General features: G+C 66.6%; 22 protein-coding genes and 1 pseudogene. 8 read left to right on the top strand and 15 right to left on the bottom strand.

Annotated elements, in window-relative coordinates:
* Both DIE11_RS02200 and DIE11_RS02195 read right to left on the bottom strand, forming a co-directional pair.
* A pseudogene (locus DIE11_RS02200) lies at positions 1-107 on the bottom strand (succinate dehydrogenase, cytochrome b556 subunit); the annotation flags it as partial.
* A 170-nt stretch (positions 108-277) separates the two neighbouring features.
* Positions 278-1,102, bottom strand: a complete 825-nt coding sequence (locus DIE11_RS02195) for a GntR family transcriptional regulator (protein WP_082728923.1) — start codon at positions 1,100-1,102, stop codon at positions 278-280.
* A 288-nt stretch (positions 1,103-1,390) separates the two neighbouring features.
* Here DIE11_RS02195 and DIE11_RS02190 point away from each other — a divergent pair, with 288 nt between their 5' ends.
* The 5 genes from DIE11_RS02190 to acnA all read left to right on the top strand — a co-directional run bounded on the left by DIE11_RS02190 (position 1,391) and on the right by acnA (position 8,828).
* Complete coding sequence (locus tag DIE11_RS02190) at positions 1,391-2,377, top strand: malate dehydrogenase (protein ID WP_044843799.1); 987 nt, start codon at positions 1,391-1,393, stop codon at positions 2,375-2,377.
* A gap of 185 nt (positions 2,378-2,562) precedes the next feature.
* On the top strand, positions 2,563-3,567 hold the full coding sequence (locus DIE11_RS02185) for a CoA ester lyase (RefSeq protein ID WP_124621215.1): 1,005 nt from the start codon (positions 2,563-2,565) through the stop codon (positions 3,565-3,567).
* A gap of 223 nt (positions 3,568-3,790) precedes the next feature.
* Positions 3,791-4,300, top strand: coding sequence for a hypothetical protein (locus DIE11_RS02180; protein ID WP_124621213.1), 510 nt, complete (start codon positions 3,791-3,793; stop codon positions 4,298-4,300).
* A gap of 22 nt (positions 4,301-4,322) precedes the next feature.
* Positions 4,323-5,774, top strand: a complete 1,452-nt coding sequence (locus DIE11_RS02175) for a bifunctional 2-methylcitrate dehydratase/aconitate hydratase (RefSeq protein WP_124621211.1) — start codon at positions 4,323-4,325, stop codon at positions 5,772-5,774.
* A 336-nt stretch (positions 5,775-6,110) separates the two neighbouring features.
* Complete coding sequence (acnA, locus tag DIE11_RS02170) at positions 6,111-8,828, top strand: aconitate hydratase AcnA (RefSeq protein WP_124621209.1); 2,718 nt, start codon at positions 6,111-6,113, stop codon at positions 8,826-8,828.
* Between the two features lie 123 nt (positions 8,829-8,951).
* Here acnA and DIE11_RS02165 read toward each other — a convergent pair whose 3' ends face one another.
* From DIE11_RS02165 to DIE11_RS02155, 3 genes are read right to left on the bottom strand one after another with little or no spacing between them, the layout of a single operon-like run.
* On the bottom strand, positions 8,952-9,383 hold the full coding sequence (locus DIE11_RS02165) for a DUF1801 domain-containing protein (protein WP_124621207.1): 432 nt from the start codon (positions 9,381-9,383) through the stop codon (positions 8,952-8,954).
* Positions 9,380-9,811 carry an SRPBCC domain-containing protein gene (locus tag DIE11_RS02160; RefSeq protein ID WP_124621206.1) on the bottom strand — a complete coding sequence of 144 codons (432 nt, stop codon included), beginning with the start codon at positions 9,809-9,811 and terminating at the stop codon, positions 9,380-9,382. Before DIE11_RS02160 ends, DIE11_RS02165 begins: the two co-directional genes overlap by 4 nt.
* A complete protein-coding gene (locus DIE11_RS02155) occupies positions 9,811-10,134 on the bottom strand; it encodes a helix-turn-helix transcriptional regulator (protein WP_059678780.1) in 324 nt (107 codons plus the stop codon). Before DIE11_RS02155 ends, DIE11_RS02160 begins: the two co-directional genes overlap by 1 nt.
* A 700-nt stretch (positions 10,135-10,834) precedes the next feature.
* Here DIE11_RS02155 and DIE11_RS02145 point away from each other — a divergent pair.
* On the top strand, positions 10,835-12,574 hold the full coding sequence (locus DIE11_RS02145) for a protease pro-enzyme activation domain-containing protein (RefSeq protein ID WP_124621204.1): 1,740 nt from the start codon (positions 10,835-10,837) through the stop codon (positions 12,572-12,574).
* An 82-nt stretch (positions 12,575-12,656) separates the two neighbouring features.
* Here DIE11_RS02145 and DIE11_RS02140 read toward each other — a convergent pair whose 3' ends face one another.
* The 5 genes from DIE11_RS02140 to DIE11_RS02120 all read right to left on the bottom strand — a co-directional run bounded on the left by DIE11_RS02140 (position 12,657) and on the right by DIE11_RS02120 (position 18,794).
* Positions 12,657-14,093 carry an MFS transporter gene (locus tag DIE11_RS02140; RefSeq protein WP_124621202.1) on the bottom strand — a complete coding sequence of 479 codons (1,437 nt, stop codon included), beginning with the start codon at positions 14,091-14,093 and terminating at the stop codon, positions 12,657-12,659.
* Between the two features lie 242 nt (positions 14,094-14,335).
* Positions 14,336-15,172 carry an ABC transporter permease gene (locus DIE11_RS02135; protein ID WP_059525632.1) on the bottom strand — a complete coding sequence of 279 codons (837 nt, stop codon included), beginning with the start codon at positions 15,170-15,172 and terminating at the stop codon, positions 14,336-14,338.
* A gap of 46 nt (positions 15,173-15,218) precedes the next feature.
* Positions 15,219-16,475: an ABC transporter permease gene (locus DIE11_RS02130; protein WP_174908687.1), complete on the bottom strand. Its 1,257-nt coding sequence runs from the start codon at positions 16,473-16,475 to the stop codon at positions 15,219-15,221.
* A gap of 102 nt (positions 16,476-16,577) precedes the next feature.
* A complete protein-coding gene (locus tag DIE11_RS02125) occupies positions 16,578-17,624 on the bottom strand; it encodes an ABC transporter substrate-binding protein (protein WP_059601773.1) in 1,047 nt (348 codons plus the stop codon).
* Positions 17,625-17,702: 78 nt separating this feature from the next.
* Complete coding sequence (locus DIE11_RS02120) at positions 17,703-18,794, bottom strand: ABC transporter ATP-binding protein (RefSeq protein ID WP_059601771.1); 1,092 nt, start codon at positions 18,792-18,794, stop codon at positions 17,703-17,705.
* Between the two features lie 107 nt (positions 18,795-18,901).
* On the opposite strand from DIE11_RS02120, the gene DIE11_RS02115 reads away from it, so the two are divergent.
* Positions 18,902-20,422 (top strand): PLP-dependent aminotransferase family protein, encoded by a 1,521-nt coding sequence (locus DIE11_RS02115; RefSeq protein ID WP_124621198.1) that lies wholly within the window; start codon positions 18,902-18,904, stop codon positions 20,420-20,422.
* A gap of 9 nt (positions 20,423-20,431) precedes the next feature.
* Here DIE11_RS02115 and DIE11_RS02110 read toward each other — a convergent pair whose 3' ends face one another.
* The 5 genes from DIE11_RS02110 to DIE11_RS02085 all read right to left on the bottom strand — a co-directional run bounded on the left by DIE11_RS02110 (position 20,432) and on the right by DIE11_RS02085 (position 26,073).
* The gene (locus DIE11_RS02110) at positions 20,432-21,466 is read right to left on the bottom strand and encodes a lipase secretion chaperone (RefSeq protein WP_124621196.1); all 1,035 of its coding nucleotides are present in this window, start codon (positions 21,464-21,466) and stop codon (positions 20,432-20,434) included.
* A gap of 3 nt (positions 21,467-21,469) precedes the next feature.
* Entirely contained in the window at positions 21,470-22,564 is a 1,095-nt protein-coding gene (locus DIE11_RS02105) for a triacylglycerol lipase (protein ID WP_124621195.1), read from the bottom strand.
* A gap of 231 nt (positions 22,565-22,795) precedes the next feature.
* Positions 22,796-24,928: a TonB-dependent copper receptor gene (locus DIE11_RS02100; RefSeq protein WP_124621193.1), complete on the bottom strand. Its 2,133-nt coding sequence runs from the start codon at positions 24,926-24,928 to the stop codon at positions 22,796-22,798.
* Between the two features lie 83 nt (positions 24,929-25,011).
* Entirely contained in the window at positions 25,012-25,380 is a 369-nt protein-coding gene (locus DIE11_RS02090; RefSeq protein ID WP_124621190.1) for a DUF2946 domain-containing protein, read from the bottom strand.
* 156 nt (positions 25,381-25,536) lie between these two features.
* Positions 25,537-26,073 (bottom strand): cytochrome b, encoded by a 537-nt coding sequence (locus tag DIE11_RS02085; protein WP_124621188.1) that lies wholly within the window; start codon positions 26,071-26,073, stop codon positions 25,537-25,539.
* A gap of 231 nt (positions 26,074-26,304) precedes the next feature.
* On the opposite strand from DIE11_RS02085, the gene DIE11_RS02080 reads away from it, so the two are divergent.
* The gene (locus tag DIE11_RS02080) at positions 26,305-26,943 is read left to right on the top strand and encodes a Pr6Pr family membrane protein (protein WP_124621186.1); all 639 of its coding nucleotides are present in this window, start codon (positions 26,305-26,307) and stop codon (positions 26,941-26,943) included.
* The last annotated feature ends 17 nt before the right edge of the window (positions 26,944-26,960 follow it).

The following is a 26,960-nucleotide window of genomic DNA, read 5'->3' as shown; positions in this document are numbered from 1 at the left end:
TGGAGAATCGACAATATCGCCGCCAAGGGCATGCGATATTTCATCGTGATATCGCCGAATCCGATGTTCCGGTATTCCGGCCTCGGCTTTCTTACTGCGTCAGTCATGCTAGACCCCTACTATGTAGTCACACTAATCCGCGATTTTAGCGCCTTTTTATATCGCGCTGCAGCGAAAGTCTGCTCTGGATCATTACGCGAACGGGAATAAAGGCGGCCCGAAACGTGCTACGCGAACATGGGGAGTACGCGCACACGCTGCTTGTGCCGATACGTCGTCAGCTCAAGTCATTCTGATAGTAATACCCGGTTGTGACATACCAGCCGCGTCGCACTTCCACCGGCCGGTCTCCGTATGTATAGGACACGCGCTCGACCGATAGCAAAGGAAAACCGGCCGGCACGTGCAGCAGGTCGGCCACCGCCGGCTCCGCCGCCACCGCGCGAATCTTCTCCGTCGCGCGGATCATCCGCGTGCCGAATTCCGTCTCGAACATCGCGTAGAGCGGCCCCTTGTACTCGCTCAGCCGCTCGAACGTGAGCCCGCGGAACATCGCGCCCGGCAGCCAGATCTCGTCCAGCACCGTCACTTCGTTCTCGAACTCCAGCAGGCGGCGCACCTGCACGACGGGGTCGGCCGGCTTCAGCTCGAGCTGCCGCGCGATCTCGGCCGGCGCGCGCAGGCGTCGGCATTCGAGCAGGCGGCTCACGTGCGGATGCTCGGCACCGTCGTCGGCCAGCAGACGCAGGAAGCGGAACTGCGCGCGATCTTCGTTGTGCGTCGCAACAAAAGTGCCCTTGCCCTGCCGCCGGACCACGAGGTTTTCCGCGGCCAGTTCGTCGATCGCCTTGCGAACGGTGCCCTGGCTGACCTTGTAACGGGCCGCGAGCTCCACTTCGCTCGGAATGATTTCGCCCGGCTTCCACTCGCCGGACTCCAGGCTTTGCGTGATCAATGACTTGATCTGCTGGTATAACGGGCTGAAGGTCGGCGACGGCGACGCGACAGGCGCCGGCACGGAATCGGCCGCGCCCGGCTGCCCTGGGCCGCCTGCGCCGGTCGGATTCGCGTTGTTCGCCTGGTTCGATGTCATGGCGCGCATTTCATCACAAACCGCGCTTTTCCGTCCACTCAAATTCCGCAAAACATCTGTCTTATATAAGACATATGATACCGTTTGACTTTGGGCCCGTCGGCTCCTACACTCCGGGGCGAGCAAGGGTTCGCGGGTGCAAATCGCGTCCCCGGCTACGTGCCACGGCCGTCTCCAGGTTCACCGCGTCTGCCTTTCGCGAGTCCTCCGCCCTGCTTCAATGCAACGCTACGCGTAACGCGCATAGAATGGCGTTTTGCCTAGCGTCCACCGCTTCACCCGTCCTGGAGATTTTCAATGGCTAAGCCCGCAAAGCGCGTTGCCGTCACCGGCGCCGCAGGTCAAATCGCTTACTCCCTGCTGTTCCGCATCGCGAACGGCGACCTGCTCGGCAAGGACCAGCCGGTCATCCTGCAACTGCTCGACCTCCCGCAAGCCCAAGCCGCCGTCAAAGGCGTCGTGATGGAACTCGACGATTGCGCGTTCCCGCTGCTCGCGGGCGTCGTGATCACCGACGATCCGAAGGTTGCATTCAAGGATGCAGACGTCGCGCTGCTGGTCGGTGCACGTCCGCGCTCGAAGGGCATGGAGCGCAAGGACCTGCTGTCGGCGAACGCCGAGATCTTCACGGTCCAGGGCGCCGCGCTGAACGAAGTCGCGAGCCGCGACGTGAAGGTGCTGGTCGTCGGCAACCCGGCGAACACCAACGCGTACATCGCGATGAAGTCGGCACCGGATCTGCCGAAGAAGAACTTCACGGCCATGCTGCGCCTCGACCACAACCGCGCGCTGTCGCAACTCGCAGCGAAGTCGGGCAAGCCGGTCGCATCGATCGAGAAGCTCGCCGTGTGGGGCAACCACTCGCCGACGATGTACCCCGACTTCCGCTTCGCGACCGTCGAAGGCGAGTCGCTGCTGAAGCTGATCAACGACGACGTGTGGAACCGCGACACGTTCATCCCGACCGTCGGCAAGCGCGGTGCGGCGATCATCGAAGCGCGCGGCCTGTCGTCGGCAGCGTCGGCAGCGAACGCGGCGATCGACCACGTGCGTGACTGGGTCCTCGGCACGAACGGCAAGTGGGTCACGATGGGCATCCCGTCGGACGGCTCGTACGGCATCCCCGAAGACATCATCTACGGCGTACCCGTCACGTGCGAAAACGGCGAGTACAAGCGCGTCGAAGGCCTCGAAATCGACGCGTTCTCGCGCGAGAAGATGGACGGCACGCTGGCCGAGCTGCTCGAAGAGCGCGATGGCGTCGCCCACCTGCTGAAGAACTAAGCAGACTGCACGGCCGGGCCGCCTCCGGGCGGCCCGGTCACGGCACGGGCGGCGGGGCCGGCCGCCGGCCCCGCCGCCCGATCCGATCCGGGCACGTTTTGACGCTCCAGGCGCCCCGCGCGCCGGCCCAGAACGCGCCCGAGTCCGATTTTCTCCACGTTGCCCGCCTCCTTGACGTAGAAGAGATGTCCGCGCTCACTCCTGCACAAGTGCTGTACGACGGGGCGTCCCCGCCCGCGATCCTGCCCTGCTGCGATCACTACGCGGGCAGCGAGAAGCTGATGCGCAAGTCGCTCGCGCTCCAGGCCGAACTCGGCCCGGTGTTCGACATCACGCTCGACTGCGAGGACGGCGCGGCCGTCGGCCAGGAAGCCGCGCACGCGGAGCTCGTCGCCGAATTCCTCGGCAGCGCCGAGAACCGCTTCGGGCGTGTCGGCGTCCGCATCCACGACTTTTCCCACCCCCACTGGCGCGACGACGTGCGCATCGTGCTGCGCGCCGCGCGCGCGCCGGCCTACGTCACGCTGCCGAAGATCGCGAGCGCCGCCGACGCGGCCGAGATGATCGCGTTCATCGAAGGCACGCGCCGCGAGCTCGGCCTCGCGCAGCCGATCCCGGTCGACGTGCTGGTCGAGACGCACGGCGCGCTTGCGCAGGCGGCCGGCCTCGCCGCGCTGCCGCTGGTCGGCACGCTCAGCTTCGGGCTGATGGACTTCGTGTCCGCGCATCACGGCGCGATTCCCGATGCGGCGATGCGCTCGCCCGGCCAGTTCGACCACCCGCTCGTGCGCCGCGCGAAGCTGGAAATCGCCGCGGCCTGCCACGCGCACGGCAAGACGCCGTCGCACAACGTGACGACGGAAGTGCGCGACATGGCCGTCGTCGCCGGCGACGCGGCCCGCGCGCGCGACGAGTTCGCGTTCACGCGGATGTGGAGCATCCATCCCGCGCAGATCCGCCCGATCGTCGACGCATTCGCGCCGCGCACCGATGAAGTCGCACTGGCCGCCGAGATCCTGCTGGCCGCGCAGGCCGCAAACTGGGGCCCGACGCGCCACGGCGATACACTGCACGACCGCGCGAGCTACCGCTATTACTGGTCGGTGCTGCGCCGCGCGCGGGCGACCGGCCAGCCGGTGCCGGCCGAGGCTGCGCCGCTGTTCGGCCCGGCCGCCGGAGACGGGCGGTGAGCGCGCGCCGACACACGCATTTCATCGAATCACCGGAGCGTGAGCCCGCGACAGGTTTGCGAAACGACAAAAAACGTAACGGAGCCCGAAAACCTGAAATATGCGCGGCCAAATAGGTGAAAATAGCGGCCGCTGCGCGCTTCCGGGGCGCGTGCAGTTTCAAACCGGCCGACGGTGTCTGCCGCCGGCCCTTGTCAACTGATTATCGAAAGGTTCTGACTCCATGAAGAAACTCCTGATCGCTACCGCCATCGGCGCGTTGTCCGCCACGATGCTGGTGTCGGCTCCGAGCGCGTTCGCCCAGGATACGGCAACGACCGCGAAGAAGACGGCCAAGCGCCCGGCGCCGGCCAAGCGCATCATCCCGCGCAGCAAGAAGGCGCAGGCGCGTGCCGCTGCCAAGGTCGATCCGGTACCGGACGGCGCGGTCAAGTGGGCCTGTAAGGAAGGCCTGTCGTTCGACCTCGCCGGCGACATGAAGCGCGACCAGGTCGTCACGGTTCACTGGGCGAAGAAGAACTACAAGCTGCCGCGTCAGGCCACGACGACGGGCGCCGACACGTTCTACGATCCGGCAGCTGGCTTCAAGCTGGTCGTGATTCCGAGCAAGGCGATGCTGTTCTCCGACGCAAACGGCGGCGAGCGCCTCGCGGATGAGTGCGTGACGTCGGAAATGGCGCAAGGCACGCCGGCACCGACGCAGTCGAACGAGCTGAAGCCGGCAACGAACTAAGCACGTTTCCCCCGGCCCCTCGATGTCCGCCCCGGTCTCCAACGTCCGCCCTGCTCCGGATACGGTACTCGTCGATATCGTCGACTACGTGCTGAACACCGGAATCGACAGCGCGCTCGCGCTGGAGACGGCGCGTCATTGCCTGATCGACACGCTCGGATGCGGACTCGAGGCGCTGTCCTACCCTGCCTGCACCAAGCTGCTCGGCCCCGTCGTGCCCGGCACGATCGTGCCGAACGGCGCGAAGGTGCCCGGCACGTCCTTCCAGCTCGATCCCGTCCAGGCCGCTTTCGACATCGGCGCGATGATCCGCTGGCTGGACTTCAACGACACCTGGCTCGCCGCCGAATGGGGGCATCCGTCCGACAACCTCGGCGGAATTCTGGCGACTGCCGACTGGCTGTCCCGCACGGCCGTCGCGGCCGGCAGGAAGCCGCTTGCCATGCGCGACGTGCTCGTCGCGATGATCCAGGCCCACGAGATCCAGGGCTGCCTCGCACTCGAAAATTCGTTCAACGCGGTCGGGCTCGACCACGTGCTGCTCGTCAAGGTCGCGTCGACGGCCGTCGTCGGCCGCCTGCTCGGACTCACGCGCGACGAGCTGATCAACGCGGTATCCAACGCATTCGTCGACGGCCAGGCGCTGCGCACGTACCGCCATGCGCCGAACACCGGTTCGCGCAAGTCGTGGGCGGCCGGCGACGCGACGTCCCGCGCGGTGCGCCTCGCGCTGATCGCGAAAACGGGTGAAATGGGCTACCCGTCGGTGCTCACCGCGAAAACCTGGGGCTTCTACGACGTGCTGTTCGACGGGCAGCCGTTCCACTTCCAGCGCCCGTACGGCACGTACGTGATGGAGAACGTGCTGTTCAAGATCGCGTTCCCCGCCGAATTCCATGCGCAGACGGCCGCCGAGGCCGCGCTGAAGCTGCACGCGCAGCTCGCCGCGGCGGACCGCACGACCGACGAGATCAGCCGGATCACGATCCGCACGCACGCGGCCGCGATCTGCATCATCGACAAGCAGGGTCCGCTCTCCAATCCGGCAGACCGCGACCACTGCATCCAGTACATGGTCGCCGTGCCGCTGCTGTTCGGCCGGCTGACCGCGGCCGATTACGAAGACACGGTCGCCGCCGATCCGCGCATCGACGCGCTGCGCGCAAAAACCGTGTGCGTCGAGGATCCGCAGTTCACGAAGGATTACCATGACCCGGCCAAACGATCGATCGCGAATGCGCTGACGATCGAATTCGCGGATGGGTCGAAGCTTGCCGAAGTGGCGGTCGAATATCCGATCGGTCATCAGCGACGCCGTGCGGACGGCATCCCGCTCCTGGTCGAGAAGTTCAGGACCAACCTCGCCCGGCGCTTCCCGGCAAAGCAGCAACAAGCGATTCTCGACGTGTCGCTGGACCAGGCAAAGCTCGAAGCGATGCCGGTCGATGAGTACGTCGACTTGTATGTGATATAGGGGGCTGTTTGCGGATGAAACGGACATGCGAATGCCCCAAATCGGCCGCAGGACAAGAAGTGATGAGCGCCGTTTGGCCGTGCCAAACAAGTGACGAACGACGCCGTCATGCGGCCGATTTGGGGCATTCCCGTGGAATAAAGTTTAAATTTGGGGTTGCCCCGAGAAAGGCCGCTCGCTGCGTCACGCTCCTTGCGAATACGTCCAGTATTCGCTGCGTCGCAGTCCTCGCGAGCGGCCTTTCTCGGGGCAACGCATGTCCGTTTCATCCGCAAACAGCCCCCAGGTCATCTACAGGACTCTTTGTTTCCTAGCCTTAAACCCAGGAAAATCACCATGGCCCACAATCTCCACAAGACCCTCAAGGAATTCGACAGCGGTTCCGGCAAAGGCAAGTTCTACTCGCTGCCGCAGCTCGGCAAGGAACTGAAGACGAAGATCGAGCGCCTCCCGGTGTCGATCCGTATCGTGCTCGAGTCCGTGCTGCGCAACTACGACGGCAAGAAGATCACCGAAGAACACATCGAGCAGCTCGCGAACTGGAAGCCGACCGCGAAGCGCGTCGACGAGATTCCGTTCGTGGTGTCGCGCGTCGTGCTGCAGGACTTCACGGGCGTGCCGCTGCTCGCCGACATCGCGGCCATGCGTGGTGTGGCAGAGCGTTCGGGCAAGAACCCGAAGAAGATCGAGCCGCTGGTCCCGGTCGATCTCGTCGTCGATCACTCGGTCCAGATCGACTACTTCCGCCAGAAGGACGCGCTCGACCTGAACATGAAGCTGGAATTCCAGCGCAACAACGAGCGCTACCAGTTCATGAAGTGGGGCATGCAGGCGTTCGACACGTTCAAGGTCGTGCCGCCGGGCGTCGGCATCGTCCACCAGGTGAACCTCGAGTATCTCGCGCGCGGCGTCCACAAGAAGGCGGACGGCGGCGACACCGTGTACTACCCGGACACGCTCGTCGGCACGGACAGCCACACGACGATGATCAACGGCATCGGCGTGGTTGGCTGGGGCGTGGGCGGCATCGAGGCGGAAGCCGGCATGCTCGGCCAGCCGGTGTACTTCCTGACGCCGGACGTCGTCGGCGTCGAGCTGAAGGGCAAGCTGCGCGAAGGCGTGACGGCCACCGACCTGGTGCTGACGATCACCGAAATGCTGCGCAAGGAGAAGGTCGTCGGCAAGTTCGTCGAGTTCTTCGGCGACGGCACGAAGTCGCTGTCGCTGCCGGACCGCGCGACGATCGGCAACATGGCGCCGGAATACGGCGCGACGATGGGCTTCTTCCCGGTCGACGAAAAGACGATCGATTACTTCGAAGGCACGGGCCGCACGAAGGCCGAAATCGCCGCGTTCGAAAACTACTTCAAGGCACAGAAGCTGTTCGGCATTCCGAAGGCCGGCGACATCGACTACACGAAGACGGTGACGCTCGACCTGGCAACGGTCGCCCCGTCGCTGGCCGGCCCGAAGCGCCCGCAGGACCGCATCGAGATCGGCAACGTCAAGTCGACGTTCACCGACCTGTTCTCGAAGCCGGTCGCGGAAAACGGCTTCGCGAAGAAGGCGGACGACCTGAACGCGCAGTACACGACGAGCAACGGCGTCGACGTGAAAAACGGCGACGTGCTGATCGCCGCGATCACGTCGTGCACGAACACGTCGAACCCGAGCGTGCTGCTGGCCGCCGGCCTGCTCGCGAAGAAGGCCGTCGAAGCCGGCCTGACCGTCGCGCCGCACATCAAGACGTCGCTCGCGCCGGGATCGCGCATCGTCACCGAATACCTGACGAAGACGGGCCTGCTGCCCTACCTCGCGAAGCTCGGCTTCGAAGTCGCCGCCTACGGCTGCACGACCTGTATCGGCAACGCGGGTGACCTGACGCCGGAACTGAACGAAGCAATCACGAAGAACGACATCGTCGCGGCTGCGGTGCTGTCGGGCAACCGCAACTTCGAAGCGCGTATCCACCCGAACATCCGCGCGAACTTCCTCGCGTCGCCGCCGCTCGTCGTCGCCTACGCGATCGCCGGCAACATCACGCGCGACCTGATGACCGAGCCGGTCGGCAAGGGCAAGGACGGCTACGACATCTACCTCGGCGACATCTGGCCGACGAGCGAGGAAATCCACGCGCTGCTCAAGTTCGCGCTCGACCCGAAGAAGTTCGAGGACAACTACTCGAAGCTGACCAAGAAGGGCGACCTCTGGAGCAAAATCGAGGGCGAAACGGGCCAGGTCTACGACTGGCCGAAGTCAACCTACATCGCCGAGCCGCCGTTCTTCGGCAACGACTTCTCGATGGAGCCGGCGGATTCGATCCCGACGGTCAAGGGCGCGCGCGCACTGGGCATCTTCGGTGACTCGGTCACGACCGACCACATCAGCCCGGCAGGCTCGATCAAGGAAGACTCGCCGGCAGGCAAGTGGCTGAAGGAAAACGGCGTGCAGAAGGCCGACTTCAACAGCTACGGCTCGCGCCGCGGCAACCACGACGTGATGATGCGCGGCACGTTCGCGAACGTCCGGATCAAGAACCTGATGATCCCGGTGAAGGCTGATGGCACGCGCGTCGAAGGCGGCCTGACGATTCATCAGCCGAGCGGCGAACAACTGTCGATCTACGATGCGGCGATGAAGTACGTCGCGGCCGACACGCCGACCGTCGTGTTCGCGGGCGAAGAGTACGGCACGGGCTCGTCGCGCGACTGGGCCGCGAAGGGCACGCAACTGCTCGGCGTGAAGGCCGTGATCGCACGCAGCTTCGAGCGGATCCACCGCTCGAACCTGGTCGGCATGGGCGTGCTGCCGCTGCAGTTCAAGGGCTCGGACAGCGTCCAGTCGCTCGGCATCACCGGCGAGGAGACCTATGACATCGAAGGCCTCGGCGACGACTTCAAGCCGCAGCAGGACGTCACGCTCGTGATCCACCGCAAGAACGGCGAAGCGACCCGCGTACCGGTGCTGCTGCGTATCGATACGCCGATCGAAGTCGACTACTACAAGCACGGCGGTATCCTGCCGTTCGTGCTGCGCTCGCTGCTCGCAGCGTAAGCGCCCTGCTGTTGCAGGTGCCGCAGCCGCCTCGCGGGCGGTTGCGGCCGATTTGGATGCCCGACCTCGTGTCGGGCTTTTTTTTGCCTGCTCGCTACGCGATGCCGTCGCTTGTCCGGCGTGTCACGCCGCCTTGCCGCCGCGCGCCTTCGCGCCCGCTCCTCGCGTGTTCTTCTTCAGGTGGGTGCGGTTGTATTCGATCGCCGCGCGCACGAGGGCCTTCAGCGCCCGCTTCTCGATCCGGTCGCCTTCGAGGAAATCGATCGCGCGCCGCGCATTGCCTTCGAGGCCCGCATTGAACAGCCCGCCGGGATCGGGCAGCTGTGCGCCGTGCATGAACGTCAGCTTCACCTTGCCCTTGTGCGCATTCGCGACCGCGATCATCCCGTCGCATGACCACACCGGGCTGCCCATCCATTTCCATTCCTCGACGATGCCGTCTTCGGCAGCAAGGATCGTCTCGCGCAGCTCGGCGAACGTCTTGCCTCGCCAGTCGGTGATTCCCGCGATCAGCGCGTCGATGCGTGCCGACGGCTCCAGGTCCGATGCGCTCATGCCCCGGCCTCCGGTTCTCCATCCGGCCGCGCCAGCACCTGTTCGAGCGATTCGAAGAACCGTGCCCAGCCGTGCTGCGCGCCGCGGTACGCCTGCTCCTGATCCGCGCGGAAGCCGGCCTGCTCCATGCGCAGCAGCGTGCCACCCGGCGTCGGCGTGAGCGTCCACGTGACGACACTTTCCAAGCCATACGCGGCCCATGTATAGGACAGCACGCGCTGCGGCTCGATCGTCAGCACCGTGCAGTCGACCGAACCCCAGTCCGCGCGGAAGCTGAATGCGCGCCCCGCGACGGGCTCGAAGTCGCTCTGCATCAGCCACGCCTCGATCAGGTGCGGTTGCGTGAGCGCACGCCAGATCTTCTCCGGCGGATGCGACAGCTCCCGTTCGACGACGACGGAGCGCGTTTCGGTAGTGGCCTGGTTCATTACTGATCCATCCTTTTGAGCAGATCTTCGAGAGCGTCGAACCGGGTCTGCCAGAAGCCGGCCATCTGGCTGGTCCAGTCGATCAACGGAGTCAGCGCCTGCGGCTGCGCGCTGTAGTGCGTCTGCCGGCCTTCGTGACGGTCGCTCACGAGCCCGGCCTGCTTCAGTACGCCCAGATGCTTCGATACCGCCGGCTGCGACACGCCTGCATGGGCCGTGAGCGCGGCGACCGTCAACTCGCCCTCCTCGCACAGCCGCTCGAAGAGCGCGCGGCGCGTCGGATCGGCAAGTGTCCTGAAAAGCATGTCGTGAGCGCTTTGCATGTTCGAATCAATAACCGGATGGTTATGGATTGAAGAATAGCCGCCGAACGAAACGCGTCAAGGAGGCGTTTCGCTGCGCCATCGTTCGATCCCGCAGCGCGCTCGTTCGCCGGAGCGAGCCGCGCGGCAACGAACCGGCTCACGATGGACATCCGGCGCGCGCCGAGTCGACGCCATCGTGCGCATTCGAGTATTTCCTCTAATCCGCTCACCTGCCCCGCGAACCGAAAGCACGCTGCAAGACTCGGCTATGGGCCGTTCCACAGTTCGGGAAACGCTCGCGATCGACCGGCCCCTTTTTTGTGCATCCGCGCGTCGCGGCGGCGTCGCGTTGCCATCATGGCGGCACCTGACCACATAGTGCAACGCGCGGCGCACCCGCGCCCGATCGCACGCGAAGCGCTCTCGCGGCGATTCGCTCCGCAATCGCGCGCATTCCGATACCGCAACGAACGAGTCATGCGTGCAAACGTCGTCGACCGCAGCGCGATCGCGTCGCGAACCGGTTCCCTTTGCCGGCATCGATGCCGCGTGTACCGACGACGCCGGCGCATGCGCGCGAACACGCCAATGTCAGAACTGACAGCTATGGAAACTGGCAGCTACCGGAACGGCACCGACGCCCTACGCTCGTCACCGCTCGCGGCCCCACAAGGGCCGGGGGCTCCAGCAACGTCGTCTCTCCTAAAAAGGACTCCCGATGAAAAGGAACGCCCGGTTTGCCCTGCCCCTTCCGTCGCCCCGCCGCCTTGCATGCGTGTGGCCGCTCGTGCTCGCCGCCGGCGCCGCACACGCGACGACGGACTGGGTCGATACCCACACGAAGGCCTTTCTGACCGGCCCGCAGTTGATGGCGCGCAGCGCAGCGCCGTCGCTCGAACTCGCGGCCGGCGAGACGACCGACGTCGTCGTCAGCCTGAAGCTGCGCAATGCCGCGCAGCTCAAGCAGCTCGCGCACGACGTGAACCGGCCCGGCAACGCGCATTACCGCCAGTACCTGACGCACGAGCAGTTCCTCGCCAGCTACGCGCCGACCGACGCGCAGGTAAAGTCGGTCGTCGACTATCTGCGCAAGAGCGGCTTCGTGAACATCGAAGTGGCGCCGAACCGGCTGCTGGTGTCCGCGCGCGGCACGGCAGGAACGGTGAAGACCGCGTTCAACACGTCTCTCGTGCATTTCCAGTACGCGGGCCGCTCGGGCTTCGCGAACGCATCGACCGCCCAGGTGCCACGCGCGCTCGGCGACGTCGTCGGTTCGGTGCTCGGGCTGCAGAACGTCGCGCGTGCGCATCCGATGCTGCGCATCGGCAACGTGGCGAAGCCGCAGGCGCTCGCGGCCGGCACGGCCACCGGCCACTATCCGAAGGAATTCCCGGGCCTCTACAACGCGACCGGCGTGCCGACCGCGGCCGGCGTGACCGTCGGCATCATCACGATCGGCGGCGTGTCGCAGACACTGCAGGACCTGAAGCAGTTCACGTCGAGCAACGGTTACGGCACGGTCACGACCCAGACCGTCAAGACCAACGGCACCGGCACGAGCGGCAGCTACAGCGACGACCAGGACGGCCAAGGCGAATGGGATCTCGACAGCCAGTCGATCGTGGGCTCGGCCGGCGGCCAGGTCGGCAAGCTGGTGTTCTACATGGCGGACCTGAACGCCTCAGGCAACACGGGCCTCACGCAAGCGTTCAACCGCGCGGTGTCGGACAACACCGCGAAGGTGATCAACGTGTCGCTCGGCTGGTGCGAAACCGACGCGAACGCGGACGGCACGATCGACGCCGAAGAGCAGATCTTCACGACGGCTGCCGCGCAGGGCCAGACGTTCTCGGTATCGTCGGGCGACGAAGGCGTGTACGAGTGCAACAACCGCGGCTATCCGGACGGCGCGAACTACACGGTGTCGTGGCCGGCCGCGTCGCCGCACGTGCTCGCGATCGGCGGCACGACGCTGTACAGCACGTCGGCGGGCGCATTCTCGAACGAAACGGTGTGGAACGAAGGCCTCGACGGGAACGGCAAGCTGTGGGCCACGGGCGGCGGCGTCAGCACGGTCCTGCCGGCACCGGCGTGGCAGTCGGGCAGCAATCGTCAGTTGCCCGACGTGTCGTTCGACGCCGCGCAAAGCACGGGCGCGTACATCTACAACTATGGCCAGCTGCAGCAGATCGGCGGCACGAGCCTCGCCGCACCGATCTTCACCGGTTTCTGGGCGCGTCTGCTCGCGGCGAACGGCACGGGTCTCGGCTTCCCGGCCGGCAAGTTCTATGCGGACATTCCGTCGAACCCGTCGCTCGTGCGCTATGACGTCGTGTCGGGGAACAACGGCTATCAGGGGTACGGCTACAACGCAGGCACCGGCTGGGATCTGACGACCGGCTTCGGCAGCCTGAACATCGCGAACCTCAACAAGCTGATCCAGACGGGCGGCTTCTGAGCGTGATGCGAAGGCCGGCGCGCGGCGGTCGTTTGCCGTGCGCCGGCCGGGAAACTCTCGGGCAGCGGGCGCGCGCGGAGCGCTACTCCGTCGCCCGCTCCTTCGCCGGCGTCGCCGGCGTCGCCGCGACCGATGCGACCGGCGCGCCGGCCCGATGCGACGGCGCGAAGAGCCGCAGCCCACTCGCGACGCTCGCGGCGCCGGCAAAGCCCGCACCGAGCATCAGCGCGAGCGTCGGCCCGTGACGCCCGGCGATCCCGAACGACAGCGCGACGAGCGCCGCGCCGGTCGCCTGCCCGATCAGCCGCGCGGTCGCGATGATGCCGCTCGCGCCGCCGCTGCGCTCGGGCGGCGCGCTCGACATCAACGCCTTCAGGTTGGGCGACTGGAAGAAGCCGAAGCCCGCGCCGCACAGCATCATCCGCCAGCCGATGTCGACGACGTTCGGCGCCGCCGGCAGCGCGGCGAGCGACACCATTCCCGCGCTCAGCAGTGCGAGCCCGATCGCGCCGAGCAATCCGGGAGGATAACGATCGGACAGCCGGCCCGCGATCGGTGCGGCGAGCGCGACGATCGCCGACCATGGCGTCATCAGGAAGCCAGTCTCCACCGCGTCGCGATGCAGCACGGTTTCGAAGTAGAACGGCAGCGATACGAACGCGAGCCCCTGCGCGGCGAACGCGCACACGGCCGTCAGCGCGGACAGCGTGAACACCGGCCGGCGGAACAGGTCCACCGGCAGCATCGGCGCCGGGTGCCCAGCCTGGCGGCGGATCAGCAGCGACCCGAACGCGAGCGCGACCGCGGCAGCCGCGAACACGACGGACAGCGGCCCGCGCTGCGCGAATTCGCCGAGCGCGAAGATCAGTGATGCGAACGTGATCACGTTGAACAGCGCGGCGAGCGGATCGAATGCATGCTTGCCGCGCGCCGTCTGCGGCAGCGACGGAATCGCCACGGCAAGCGCGAGCACGCCGAGCGGCACGTTCACCGCGAACAGCCACGGCCATGCGGCCACCGACAGGATCAGCGACGCGATCGTCGGCCCCACGGCGAACGACACGCCGACGACCAGTGCATTGAAGCCGACGCCGCGCCCGAGCCGGTGCGCGGGAAACAGGTTGCGGATCAGCGCGACGTTCACGCTCATGATCGCGCTCGCACCGAAGCCCTGCACGATCCGCGCCGCTGTCAGCTGCGGCAGCGTCGCCGCGAGCGAGCAGCCGAGCGACGCGAGCGTGAACACCGCGAGGCCCGCGACATACACGCGCTTGTGACCGACGATGTCGCCGAGCGACGCGAACGGCAGCAGCGTCGCGACCATCGCGAGCTGGTAGGCGTTGATGATCCACACCGACGCGGCCGGCGACGCGTGCAGGTCGGTGGCGATCGCGGGCAGCGCGGTGTTCGCGATTGCCGTGTCGAGCGTCGCGAGCGCGACGGCCAGCAGCACGGCGGACATCGCGCGCCAGTTGACGGCCGGCTCCCGGGCGCCGGCAGGGGATACGAATTCGGACAAGATGAGGCTCGGCTGACGAGCGACGCGCGGCGTCGCGGATTGAGCGGCGCGGCACCGGGCGCCCCCTGCTGCAAGAACGGAACGCGCGGTGTCGCGAGCCGTATTGTTGCAGAGCCTCATCGAGCGTGCAGGCAACCGCGTCGCCAGTCAGCGAAACGAAAGCTTCCGTGCGCCGCGTCGAGTGCGCGGCATCGTTGAGACCGCAACGATCGACGATACGGCGGCCGCTGCGGTTCCGGCCGTCAAGACACCGCGCGTCGCGCGTTGCGGCCGCGCAGCCATTCGAGCGCGAGCAGCAGGCTCGTCGAGAAAATGATCAGGATCGTTGCGAGCGCGGCGATCGTCGGGCTGATGTTCTCGCGAATGCCGGTGAACATCTGGCGCGGCAGCGTCGTCTGGTCCGCGCCCGCGAGGAACAGCGTGACGACGACTTCGTCGAACGACGTCGCGAACGCGAACAGCGCACCCGACATCACGCCCGGCGCGATCACCGGCAGCGTCACGCGGAAGAACGTCGTGACGGGATTCGCGCCGAGCGACAAGCTCGCGCGCACCAGGTTCTGGTTGAATCCCTGCAGCGTCGCGGCCACCGTCGTCACGACGAACGGCACGCCGAGCGCCGCGTGCGCGGCGATCAGCCCCGTGTAGGTATTCGCGAGGCCGAGCGGCGCGAAGAACAGGTACATGCCGACGCCGACCACGACCACGGGTACGATCATCGGCGACAGCAGCACGGCCATCAGGAGCCCCTTGCCCCGGAAGTCCGCCTTCGTGAGGCCGATCGCGGCGAGCGTGCCGAGCACGGTCGCGACGACGGTCGCCGACGGCGCAACGATGAAGCTGTTCTTCGCGGCCATCCGCCACTCGTCCGACGCGATCAGGTTCTCGTACCAGCGCATCGAGAAGCCCGGAATCGGATAGACGAGGAACGTGCTCGACGAAAACGACAGCGGCACGATGGCAAGCACCGGCAGGATCAGGTACAGCAGCGTCAGCACGACGAGCACGCGTAGCGCGACATACCACGCGCGCTCGACGAACGACATGTGCGGCGCGAACAGCGGCCTGGCGAGTTTCATGGTCGGCATCCCCTTCCCGTTTCGTTGCGTGTTGCTGCTCGACCGCTCAGCCGAGGCTCACGTTGGTGCGCGTGAAGCGCCCGTACACCGCATACAGCACCAGCGTCGCCGCGAGCAGCAGCCCGCCGAGCGCGCACGCCATGCCCCAGTTGATCGTCACGTTCGTGAAGTACGCGACGTAGTAGCTGACCATCTGGTCGTTCGGCCCGCCGAGCAGCGCGGGTGTGATGTAGTAGCCGATCGCCAGGATGAACACGAGCAGCGCGCCGGCGCCGACGCCCGGATAGGTCTGCGGCACGTACACGCGCCAGAAGGCGGCGAACGGATGGCTGCCGAGCGACACGGCCGCGCGCTGGTATGTCGGCGGGATCGACTTCATCACGCTGTAGAGCGGCAGGATCATGAACGGCAGCAGGATGTGCGTCATCGAGATGTACACGCCGACGCGATTGAACAGCAGCGTCAGCGGATGCGAGATCAGCCCGCTGCCGATCAGTGCGGTGTTGATGAGCCCTTCGCTCTGCAGCAGCACGATCCACGCGGCGACGCGCACGAGCACCGACGTCCAGAACGGAATCAGCACGAGGATCATCACGAGGTTCGCGCGGCGCTCCGACAGCGTCGAGATCCAGTACGCGAGCGGATAGCCGAGCAACAGCGCGAACAGCGTGACCGCGACGCCGATCACGAACGTGCGGCCGAAGATCGAGAGATAGATCGACTGATCGGGATCGGCCTGCACGATCTGCCCGAAGCCGTCCTGCTTGTGGTCGAGCGCGGCGAGCAGGTAGAACGGCGACAACTGGCTACCGTTCTTCGCGATCGACTGCCAGTACGCAACGTCGCCCCAGCGCGAATCGAGGTCGATCAGTTTCGCGCGCGTTTGCGCGGGCGTCAGTGCCGCGTCGTTGTCGCCTTTCAGCGGCATCGCGCGTGCCGTCTTCGCGACGAGCGAGCGGTAGCCGGGAATCTCGGTGTTCAGGCGCCGCGCGAGTGCGCCCATCGCCTCGCTGTCGGCGACCTTCGTCATGTCGGCCGCGAGCGCGACGTACGCGGCGTCGGCCGGCGGCGCCTTGCGGTCCCATCCCGACAGCGCGGCGATCGTGTTCGGCAGCGCGGTCGCGATCTCGGGGTTCTGCACCGCGCGCGTAAGCAGCGTGCCGATCGGCACGACGAAAATGAGCAGCAGGAAGATCGCGAGCGGCGCGATCAGCAGCAACGCCATCGTGCGCTTGCGGGCCTCGGCGGCCTTCAGCTCGCGCTTGAGCGCGGCTGACGACGGCGAGGAAGGAGCGATCGTCATCGTGTTCAACGGTTCTCTCCGGCCGGGCTCGATCCGGCGGAATGCCGCACGACGCAATCGATGCGCCGCGCGGCAGGTTGCATCAGGACACCTGAGTAGCGGTTACTTCGTCGCCCACGCGGCGAAGCGCTGCTCGAGCTCGTCGCTGTGGTCGGTCCAGAAGCCGATGTCCTCCAGCACCGCGTTCTTGCCGTTGGCCGGCGAGTTCGGCAGGTTCGCGAGCGTCTTCGCGTCAAGCGACTTGATCGCCGCGACGTTCGCGGGGCCGTACGCGATGTGCTGCGCATACCCTTGCTGCGGCTTCGGCGTCAGCGTGTACGCGATGTACTGCTCGGCCAGCGCCTTGTTCGGCGAGCCCTTCGGAATCGCCCAGTAGTCGAGGTCGTAGATGCTGCCGTTCCACACGACCTTCAGGTTCTTGCCTTCCTTCTGCGCGGCGTCGATACGGCCGTTGTACGCGGTCGACATCACGACGTCGCCGGCCACCAGGAACTGCGGCGGCTGCGCGCCCGCTTCCCACCACTGGATGTACGGCTTCAGCTCGTCGAGCTTCTTGAACGCGCGGTCCTGGCCGGCCTTCGTGCCGAGCACCTTGTACACGTCCTTCGGCGCGACGCCGTCGGCCATCAGCGCGAACTCGAGGTTGTAGCGCGCGCCCTTGCGCATGCCGCGCTTGCCGGGAAATTTCTTCACGTTCCAGAAATCGGCCCAGCCGGTCGGCGCGGTCTTCAGCTTGTCCGCGTTGTACGACAGCGCGGTCGACCACACGAAGAAGCCGACGCCGCACACCTGCGGCGATTCGGGAATCAGGTCGGACTTCTTCGCGATCTTCGACCAGTCGAGCTTCTCGTACAACCCTTCGTCGCAGCCGCGGTTCAGGTCACCCGATTCGACTTCGACCACGTCCCAGTTGACGTGCTTCGCCTCGACCATCGCCTTCACTTTCGCCTGCTCGCCGTTGTACTCGACGGCCGTGACCTTGTTGCCGGTCGCCTTTTCGAACGGCTGGTTGAATGCGGCCTTCTGCGCGTCGCCGTTCGCGCCGCCGAAGTTGACGACCGTGAGTTCGGCCGCGGTGGCCGATGCGCCGACGACGGCGAGCGCCAGTGCGAGCGCGGTGCGACGCGCGGTAGAGCTTGCTCCGTTCATGATGGTTCCTCTCCTCTCGTGGTGGAAGTGGGCAGTTGTTGTTGACGACGTGCTGCGATAAAGCGGGAAAACCCTGCGTCAGGCGAATATGCGCAGATGCTCGGGCGCGAATGCGAGCGATACCGGCGCGCCGGGCGAGAACGCATCGAGCGCGCCCGTGCCGAGCGGCACCTTCACGAAGCATTCGTCCTGGCCCGGCAGCGCGCAGCGCATGCGCACGTGATCGCCGAAATAGATGAGGCTGCGCGCTTCGCCGGTCACGCGGTTGGCGGTGCCGTTCGCGTGCCCGTTCGCGAGGCTCATGCGTTCGGGGCGGATGCACGCGACGGCCGGCGCGCCTTCAGCTGCGTCGCCGATGCGGCGACCGACGAGCTGCGTGCCGTCGTCGAGCCGGAATTCGCAGAATTCGCCGTCGACGCGCGCGATGGTGCCGCGCAGCCGGTTGCTGTCACCGATGAAGTTCGCGACGAATTCGTTGCACGGCGATTCGTACAGGCGATCGACGGTATCGAGCTGCTGCACGATGCCCTTGTCGAACACGGCGACGCGATCGGACATCGTGAGCGCCTCGCCCTGGTCGTGCGTCACGTAGACGAAGGTCACGCCGAGCTTCTCGTGCAGCGCCTTCAGTTCGTACTGCATGTGTTCGCGCAACTGCTTGTCGAGCGCGCCGAGCGGCTCGTCCATCAGCACGAGCTTCGGCTCGAACACGAGCGCCCGTGCGAGCGCGATGCGCTGTTGCTGGCCGCCCGACAACTGCGCCGGATAGCGTTTCGCGAAACGCTCCATCTGCACCATCTTCAGCGCATGTGCGACGCGCTCCGCGCGCTCGGCCGCCGGCAGCTTGCGCACCGACAGCGGATACGCGACGTTCTGCTCGACCGTCAGGTGCGGAAACAGCGCGTAGTTCTGGAACACCATGCCGATGTTGCGCTTGTGCGGCGGCACGGTATTCAGCAGTTCGCCGTCGAGGCGGATCTCGCCGCCCGTCGGAAACTCGAAGCCCGCCAGCATCATGAGGCAGGTGGTCTTGCCCGAGCCGGACGGCCCGAGCAGCGTCAGGAATTCCCCTCGGTGGATATCGAGGTCGAGCGATTTGACGACCAGCGTCTCCCCGTCGTAGGTCTTCCGCACGCCGCGAAAGCTGACGATCACATCATCGGACTTCATCGTGGCTGTCCCCTTGCTGCGCGACAAACGTTTTTGAGATGGGCCCACTATACGGTGCGTACGGTTCTACAATAGGGAACCATTTCAATATTACTAGTAGGACCACTTTGGATACCGTGATCCTGGCCGACTGGCTCTCCGCCCGTCTCGACCGCAGCTCGTCCGAGCCGATGTACCGGCAGTTGCTGCAACTGATGCAGCAAGCGATTCTTACCGGAGAATTAGGGCCAGGGACAAAGCTGCCCAGTTCGCGCACCCTCGCGGCAGACCTGTCGATCGCGCGCAATACCGTGCTGCACGTGTACGACCAGCTGACGGCCGAAGGCTATGTGCTGACGACGACCGGGAGCGGCACCTACGTGGCCGACACGCGCCCGGACGCGGCCGCGATCCGCGTGCCGGGCGCCGCGCCGCCGTCCGACGCCGGTGCGGCGGCGCAGCAGGACGCACAAGGCAGCCTGTCGATGCGGGGTCGGCAGTTGATCGAGCATGCGGGCGTGTCGCGGCGCCAGTGGGGCGCGTTCATGCCGGGCGTGCCGGATGTGTCGGAATTCCCGAGCCGGACATGGAGCCGCCTGCAGGCGCGCCTGTGGAAAGAAGCGAATCCCGAATTGCTGACCTATTCGCCGGGCGGCGGCTACCGGCCGCTGCGCCGTGCGCTCGCCGATTACCTACGCGTCGCGCGCTCGGTCAAATGCTCGCCGGACCAGGTGATCATCACGACCGGCATCCACCAGTCGATCGACCTCGCGGTGCGGCTGCTATCCGACATCGGCGATCGTGCGTGGGTCGAGGAGCCGTGCTACTGGGGCGTGCGCAGCGTGCTGCAGGCGACCGGCCTCGCGCTCACGCCGGTGCCGGTCGACCAGGAAGGCATCGATCCGAGCGCGAGCGACATGCAGCATCCGCCGCGGCTCGTGCTTGTCACGCCGTCGCACCAGTATCCGCTCGGGATGGTGATGAGCCTTGCACGGCGCCGGATGCTGCTCGAGTACGCGCGCCAGCACCGCTGCTGGATCATCGAGGACGACTACGACAGCGAATTCCGCTACGGCAGCCGCCCGCTCGCGTCGCTGCAGGGGCTCGACGACGGCGGCCGCGTGATCTACGTCGGCAGCCTGGGCAAGATGCTGTTCCCGGGCCTGCGGATGGGTTACATGGTCGTGCCGGAGCATCTGGTCGACACGTTCCGCACCGGGTTGTCGGAACTGTATCGCGAGGGCCAGCTGATGCAGCAGGCCGTGCTCGCCGAATTCATCATGGACGGGCACCTGACTTCACACGTCAGGCGGATGCGCACGCTGTACGGCGAGCGCCGGCAATTGCTGATCGATGCGATCCATGCGCGCTTCGGCGACGCGCTGCCCGTGATGGGCGACGAGGCCGGCCTGCATCTCGTACTCGGCCTGCCCGACACGTGCGACGATCGCGCGGTCACGCAAAGCGCATTCGACGCGGGTGTGATCGTGCGCCCGCTGACCAGCTACTACAGCAGCCTGGACACCGCGCGGCGCGGGCTGCTGCTCGGCTATGCGTGCGTCGCGCACGAAGGCATCGGCCCCGCGTTCGACACGCTCGCGGCTACGATCGAACAGCATCTGCCGCGACACTTCACGCGCGCGGCATGACCGCGTGCGTCACTGCGCGGCAGCCGTGGCGCGGTCGAGCGACGCCGCGCGCATCGCTTCGCCGGGCTTCGTGAACATGCGCTGCCGCAGTGCGGCGATCTGCGCGTCGCGATCCCGTGGCGACAATCCGGCCGCGCCGATCTGCGCACGCTGCGCCGCATAATCGGCGTAGCGGCTCTGCCATGATGCGTCGTCCTGCTGCATCTGCGCGACGCGCGCGGCGGCTTCGGGGCCGAGTGTCTGCGTCAGTTGCGCGCGCATCGCATCGGGCGTCGCCCCGCTCTTCTGCAACTGCGCGATCTGGTCGATCGCGGCCTGCTGCCGGTCGGCCTTCTGCCGCGCCGCGCGTTCGTCGGCGGGCATCTGCTGCGCGAGCGCCGCGAGCCGCTCCGCCTTCTGCGCATCCGTCAGCGTGCGGTCCTGCGCAATCTTCAGCCGCGCGAGATCGTAGCGCTGCCGCCACTGCTCCGCGCCGAAGAACGGCTGGCTCCAATCGCCGAGCGTGCGCGACGCGATCGACGCGCGCTGATCGAGCGCGAGCTGCAACGCACCGAGATCGGACTTGTCGACCGCGCCCGCCTCCGGCAGCTTCGCCAGCGCGTCGAGATACGCACGATATCGATGCCAGACGTCGAGCGCCTGGGGTTGCGCGGCCGTGCCGTCGAGCTGTGCGGCAATCTCGCGCACGACGAGTGCATCGAGCGCGGCCGCGTTCAGGTCGCTCCGCGCGGTCAGGCAGTAGTCGAAGAAATCGCGCACCGCGCGCGACTTCGCGAGATGGCCGCCGGCATCGAGCGGCAGCCTCGGCGCACTGGAACCGTCAAGCGGCGGCGGCAGTCCCGCGCTCGCGGGCAATGCGGCCTGCGGCGGTGCGGCGCTCGTGCCGCCGAGCACTGCCGCGCCGACCGATACATGCGCCGCGTCGGCGCCGCGCTGCGATGCCGTGCCGCTCCAGATCGCGACACCGGCGATCGCCGCCAGCCCCACCGCGCCGTAGACCGCAACGCGTCGCGCGAGCGGCGCGCGTCCTTCACGTGCCGTCATCGATCACACGCCCGCGAGCTTCAGCCGGTTCGCATGCGTGCGGATCACCGCGACCGGATCTTCCGCATTCGCGCCGCGCACACCGAGCAACTGGTTGATCTCATCGAGATGGTTCCACTTGTAGCTCGTGCTCAGCACCTTCCCGTACAGCGCACTGCACTTCGACACGAGCCCGTCGTTCTGGCCCGAGGCGCGATTGATCATCACCGTGCCCGTGCCGAACAACGCAAGCGTCGACAGGTCCAGCGCGTTCGCAGGGTCGATCAGCGGAATCGTGCTGGTATCCGTCGCGCCCGTCACGCCGAACGCGGAGATGGTCGGCTGGATCGCCGTGCCGGCCCACGAATACAGCAGGTGTGTATTGCCTCCGACGGTTTCCGTCGGCGCACCCGTCTGGCAGCTGCCCGGCGCGCCGAGGCCCGCGCTCGGGTAATTCTGGTTGTACGTGGCGGCCTGGGAAGTCGTCAGCGTCTTCAGTGCGGCGAGCGCGTCCTGGTTGGTGTTGTTGCTGCTGCTCGTCAGGATACCGAACACATTGACGAACGCTGCGATCACCGACGACGACAATCCGGTCGGATCGTAGGCGAGTACGCTCTGCACGAAGTCGGCGAACTCCGAGCCGCGATGCGGCGTGCCGATCGTCGTCACCGACGCGACGAGATCGGGTGCGACGGCCGCGACATAGCGCGACGTGAGGCCGCCCTGGCTGTGACCGACCAGGTTCACCTTGGTCGCACCGGTCGCGGCGAGCACCGTCTTGACGTAAGCGAGCAGTTGTTCACCGCGCCCATTCGGCCCGTCGTCGCTCTGGAATCCCGACAGGTTCGCGACGTAGACGGTCGCGCCATGCTGCTGCAGGTCCTCCTGGATGCCGTACCAGTACTCGAGCACGCCCGCGTACTTGTCGGTGCCGGTGAGCCCGTGCACGAGGATGATCGGATAACGCGTCGTCGCGTAGTCGTCCGCCGGCGCGGTTGCCGCCATCGCCGCGCGCGTCGTCGCGAGCGTCATCAGCGCGGTCGTCCCCGCGAACGGCGCGACGCTCATCGCGCAAGCCACTGCCCCTGCCACCACCCTGGAACGCATCGATCTGGCCATGCATGTTCTCCTGATTATTGTGTTGCCGGTGCGAATGAGATCGGATCGACGCGCACGGCAGGTCGCGAACGGTCGCGGGCAACGTGTGCGTCGAATGCGGGAGTGAATCACGAGTCGCGAACGTTTGCGCCCTGACTAGATACGGTTCTCTAATCGGTTGACGCGCCCCGCCCATTCGGGCGGGGCTGCGTTCACGCGTGCGCATGCTGCATCGCACACGCGCGCCGCGCGTTACAGCTTCGCGCTCACACGCAACCATGCCGTGCGCCCCGGCTCCATCACCGGCGCGTTCGCCGGATAGCCGAAGCCCGCGTTGCCGGCGAGGTTCAGGTGCTCGGTGTAGGCCTTGTCCAGAACGTTGTCGATGCCGACCGAGATCTGCACCTTCTTGCTGACGTTGTACTGCGCATGCAGCGACAGCACGCCGAAGCCGGCGCTCGGACCGAAGTCCTTGCCCACCACATTGCCTTCGTTCAGGGCATAGCGATGCTGCGGTGCAACGACTCGCCACAGACCGCCGGCCGACCATGCGCCGTGCGTATACTCAAGCCCGAAGCGCGCCTCGAGCGGCGGCATCTGCGGCAGCGGATCGCCGCTCGTCGCGTTGCGCCCCCACGCATACGCGAGCGACGTCTCGACGCGCAGCGGTGCGACCGGCCGCCACGACACGCCGGCTTCGCCGCCCATGATCTGCGCGTTGACGTTGGTCGCCTGCGTGGTCGGACCCATCATCCCTGCGGCGTAGTTGAACAGGATGTAGTCCTGCACATATCCCGCGTAGGCCGACACCCACGCATCGAACCGGTCGCTCTTGTACTGTGCGCCGATGTCGAGCTGCGTAGTCTTCTCCGGCTGCACCGCCGAGAACGCGTTGATCGAACCGGCCGGCCCGCGTTTCGCGGAGAACAGCTCCCAGTAGTCCGGATAGCGTTCCGCGTGACCGATCCCCGCGTACCACGTGACCGGCAGCGCCGCGAGATCGCGCTCGTACCGCACGAAACCGCTCGGCAGCACGCGCGCGCGACCGTCGCCGAAGGTCGGGTTCGGCTTGCTCGCCATCATCCCGCTCGTCGTCGTACGCTTGTCGCGCGCGCTCGCGTAGTCGACCCGCGCGCCGCCGATCACGCGCGATGCATCGCTCGCATACCACGTCAGTTCGCCGAACGCGCCCGCGTTCCACATCGTCGCCTGCGCATCCCACGGCTGGTCGCCGTAGTTCTGTCGCCCCATCGCCGAGCGGGCATCGAGCCGGTTCGACTGCGTATCGACGCCGGTCACGAGCTTGAAGTCGTCGCCGAAACGGAACGTCGCGGCCGCCCGCGCACCGAGCGTGCGGCGCCGAACCTCGGATGCCATTCGCATCGGCATGCTGCTGGTCGGGTCGGGCTGCCGCAGCGTGTAGTTGTCCATCACGTGGTCGGCCTCGTTGTAGTACACGCGCGCTTCGATCCGGTCGAGCACGTCGCCGAGATGCCGCTTGTCGAACGAGAGGCCGAACGTCTCGCGGCGAAAATGCGCGCCATCCATGCCGCGCCCCGCGTAGCGCGCATAACCGTCACCGGTGCCCGCCGTCAGTTCGACGCGCGTGTGATCGTCGGGTGTCCAGCCCAGCGCCGCGTCCGCGTTCCACTTGTCCCATTGCGACGGCACGGTGTTGCCGTTGCCGTCCTCGTAGTCCTGCGCATGTGCATGGTTCGCGGTCACGCGGCCGTAGACATCCGGCGTGCCGGCAGTCACGTCGACGTTCTGGTCGTTGCGGCCGAACGATCCGCCGACCAGGCTGCCGTCGAAGCGCATGCCGGGGCGGTCGAAACGCGGCGTCACGCGTTCGAACAGCACGGTGCCGGCCGATGCGCCGGGACCGTACAGCACGGTTTGCGGGCCCTTCACGACGGTGACCTTGTCATAGCTTTCCGGCGCGATATACGAGGTTGGCGCATCCATCCGGTTCGGGCACGCGCCGAGCGTCGGCATCCCGTTCGCGAGAATGTTCAGCCGCGACCCGAACATCCCGCGCAGCACGGGGTCGCCGTTCGTCCCGCCGCTGCGGATCGACGTGAAGCCGGGAATCGTCTTCAGGTAGTCCGCGCCGTCGCTCGCCGGCAGCGGCTGGCGCGGCGTCTTCGGATCCGTGACGACGACGAGCGGCGTCGTCAGCGGCGATGCAACGACCTCGACGGGCGGCAGCAGCGCGGTCGCGTCGTCCGTCGGCGCACCGGCGGCCTGCGCGGATTCGGTCGCGGCCGCGGCCGCGGTCATCGCGCCGACGGCCAGCGCGGGAACAGTGAGGTTCAGCATGCGCGGCACGCGCCGCGCACGGGAATGGCGCGCCGCCCTCGGCGCGCGCAAGGAAAGAATGGTCATGATCGAAAGCCCGAGTGACGCCCTCCACGCGACCTCGACAGACCGCACGGATATCGGCGATGAATGGAACGGAAGACAGCGCGTCAGGCGCGCTCGGGCGGTGCGCGTGGATACGCGCGCGGATAGCGGTCGGCGCGTGCCGCGACCGCATGCGGTGCGGTGGCGGAAACGGCATGAGGGGGGACGAAGGCGAACGATGCGGCGGCCGCGCCGCCGATCGCGGGACTGTGCGCGAAGAAGCCGCAATAGCCGCACGCATCGAGATGCAGTGCATGGTCCTGCGCGCGGCCCGCATCGGGCGCGCGGTGTGCGCCATGTTCTGCACTACAGACGATTGCGTCGGGGATGGCTGCCTGCGCGATGCGCCACTGCGACACCAGCGGTGCCGCGATCGCGAGCCAGATCGCGAACACGCCGAGCCAGGCGGTCAGGTGACGATGTCGGTGCAGCATGCGCGGCGATGCGTAAGCGGAATGTAAAAGCAGCCGAGATGTTACAGAATGTTCGCCGCGATGGCCAGTCGCGCATTGCGGTAAACGGACCGGGGGCGCATGGTTGCCGATACAACCATGCACCCCCGGCTGCTGCGCGGCTTCAGCGCGCGGCAATCACGGTGCCATGCGTCGCAGCACGTCGTCGCGCCGGATGAAGTGGTGGTAAAGCGCGGCCAGCGCATGCAGGCCGATCACGAAGTAGAACGCGTTACCGATCAGTTCGTGCGCTTCCTTGATCGTCGGCCGCAGCGCCTTGTCCGGGCCGAACAGCGTGAACGACACGCCGATCCAGTCGAGCGACACGGGCTTGCCGCCCATGTTGACCAGGATGATGCCGAGCAGCGGCTGCGCGATGATGAATACGTACAGCGCGAAATGCGCGAGCTTCGACATCCACTTGAGCAGCGTCGTCTGCGGAATGGCTTCCGGCACGCGGCTGATCATCCGCCATAGCACGCGCAGCACCGACAGCACGAGCACGAAGGTACCGGCCAGCAGGTGCACGTTCATCCAGAACACGCGACTGTCACTGCCTTTCGGTCCGCGAATCTCGATGGCCAGATAGGCCAGCGCCACCAGCAGGAAGATGGCCCAGTGGAAGAAGATCGCGGGTGAGCTGTAGCGCGTCTGTTTCGCGAGGATGTTTTTCATGCTGTGTCTCGAAATTTCTCGTGTGGTATGCGGGGCAGACACACGCCGCGGCTGACGGCACCCCGGCGGTTGCCCCGATTGTAGCCTCACGCGCGACCATCGTTGTGCGACCGGATCAAATATCCGAGGAATCCGCGCGGCCCGACCACTGGCCCGCATATGGAAAGTCCGAATCGCGCGGGCCTGCGGCTGTGGCACGATGAAGCTTTGGTGCGACGTTGCGCGGGCATCATGAGCAAAGCGTTCTTCGTTGCGGCCTACCGGCTGATCGCCGCGTTGCTCGCGGTGTCGACCACGCTGCACAGCGTCGCAGGCTACTGGGGCATGCCTGCCGTCCATCTCGGCAACTACCTCAGCTACTTCACGCAACTGAGCAGCCTCTATGCCTCGGCCATGCTGGTCGTGGGGCTGTCGCGTGTCACGCGTCCCGGCTCGGCGCGCTACGAATCGATGCGCGGCGCCGCCGTGCTCTACATGCTGATCACCGCGATCGTCTACGAGCTGCTGCTCGCCCGGCTCGATGCGTTGCGCCACGTCACGCCGGCCCTCAACAACTGGGTCCTGCACCGGATCGTGCCGCTCGTGGTGCTGTGCGACTGGCTGTACGTGGAACCGCGCTCGCCGATCGCGTGGCGCAGCGCGTTCGCGTGGCTCGGTTTTCCGGTCGTCTATCTCGGCTATACGCTCGTGCGCGGCGCGCTGGAGAACTGGTATCCCTATCCGTTCGTCGATCCGCGGCCGCACGGGTACCTGCCGGTCGCGATCCAGTGTTCGCTGATCGCGCTCGGCGCGGCGGGACTCGCGCTGGGCATTCGCTGGCTCGGCAATCGTGCGCGGCAGTCCGGCACCGCGGAGCTCAAGGAAGGGTGAAGACGGGAACGTGTGCG

The sequence above is a fragment of the Burkholderia sp. Bp9012 genome (genome assembly GCF_003853825.1).
Lineage (GTDB): Bacteria > Pseudomonadota > Gammaproteobacteria > Burkholderiales > Burkholderiaceae > Burkholderia > Burkholderia diffusa.
The sequence above is the reverse complement of the archived record's forward strand: the minus strand, read 5'-3'. Positions and strand labels throughout refer to the sequence as shown.

Excerpts from the sequence above, each read along its gene's own strand:
- DIE11_RS02195 (WP_082728923.1), bottom strand. The coding sequence starts at position 1,102 with ATGCGCGCCATGACATCGAACCAGGCGAACAACGCGAATCCGACCGGC.
- DIE11_RS02190 (WP_044843799.1), top strand. The coding sequence starts at position 1,391 with ATGGCTAAGCCCGCAAAGCGCGTTGCCGTCACCGGCGCCGCAGGTCAA.
- DIE11_RS02185 (WP_124621215.1), top strand. The coding sequence starts at position 2,563 with ATGTCCGCGCTCACTCCTGCACAAGTGCTGTACGACGGGGCGTCCCCG.
- DIE11_RS02180 (WP_124621213.1), top strand. The coding sequence starts at position 3,791 with ATGAAGAAACTCCTGATCGCTACCGCCATCGGCGCGTTGTCCGCCACG.
- DIE11_RS02175 (WP_124621211.1), top strand. The coding sequence starts at position 4,323 with ATGTCCGCCCCGGTCTCCAACGTCCGCCCTGCTCCGGATACGGTACTC.
- acnA (WP_124621209.1), top strand. The coding sequence starts at position 6,111 with ATGGCCCACAATCTCCACAAGACCCTCAAGGAATTCGACAGCGGTTCC.
- DIE11_RS02165 (WP_124621207.1), bottom strand. The coding sequence starts at position 9,383 with ATGAGCGCATCGGACCTGGAGCCGTCGGCACGCATCGACGCGCTGATC.
- DIE11_RS02160 (WP_124621206.1), bottom strand. The coding sequence starts at position 9,811 with ATGAACCAGGCCACTACCGAAACGCGCTCCGTCGTCGTCGAACGGGAG.
- DIE11_RS02155 (WP_059678780.1), bottom strand. The coding sequence starts at position 10,134 with ATGCAAAGCGCTCACGACATGCTTTTCAGGACACTTGCCGATCCGACG.
- DIE11_RS02145 (WP_124621204.1), top strand. The coding sequence starts at position 10,835 with ATGAAAAGGAACGCCCGGTTTGCCCTGCCCCTTCCGTCGCCCCGCCGC.
- DIE11_RS02135 (WP_059525632.1), bottom strand. The coding sequence starts at position 15,172 with ATGAAACTCGCCAGGCCGCTGTTCGCGCCGCACATGTCGTTCGTCGAG.
- DIE11_RS02130 (WP_174908687.1), bottom strand. The coding sequence starts at position 16,475 with ATGACGATCGCTCCTTCCTCGCCGTCGTCAGCCGCGCTCAAGCGCGAG.
- DIE11_RS02125 (WP_059601773.1), bottom strand. The coding sequence starts at position 17,624 with ATGAACGGAGCAAGCTCTACCGCGCGTCGCACCGCGCTCGCACTGGCG.
- DIE11_RS02120 (WP_059601771.1), bottom strand. The coding sequence starts at position 18,794 with ATGAAGTCCGATGATGTGATCGTCAGCTTTCGCGGCGTGCGGAAGACC.
- DIE11_RS02110 (WP_124621196.1), bottom strand. The coding sequence starts at position 21,466 with ATGACGGCACGTGAAGGACGCGCGCCGCTCGCGCGACGCGTTGCGGTC.
- DIE11_RS02105 (WP_124621195.1), bottom strand. The coding sequence starts at position 22,564 with ATGGCCAGATCGATGCGTTCCAGGGTGGTGGCAGGGGCAGTGGCTTGC.
- DIE11_RS02100 (WP_124621193.1), bottom strand. The coding sequence starts at position 24,928 with ATGACCATTCTTTCCTTGCGCGCGCCGAGGGCGGCGCGCCATTCCCGT.
- DIE11_RS02090 (WP_124621190.1), bottom strand. The coding sequence starts at position 25,380 with ATGCTGCACCGACATCGTCACCTGACCGCCTGGCTCGGCGTGTTCGCG.
- DIE11_RS02085 (WP_124621188.1), bottom strand. The coding sequence starts at position 26,073 with ATGAAAAACATCCTCGCGAAACAGACGCGCTACAGCTCACCCGCGATC.
- DIE11_RS02080 (WP_124621186.1), top strand. The coding sequence starts at position 26,305 with ATGAGCAAAGCGTTCTTCGTTGCGGCCTACCGGCTGATCGCCGCGTTG.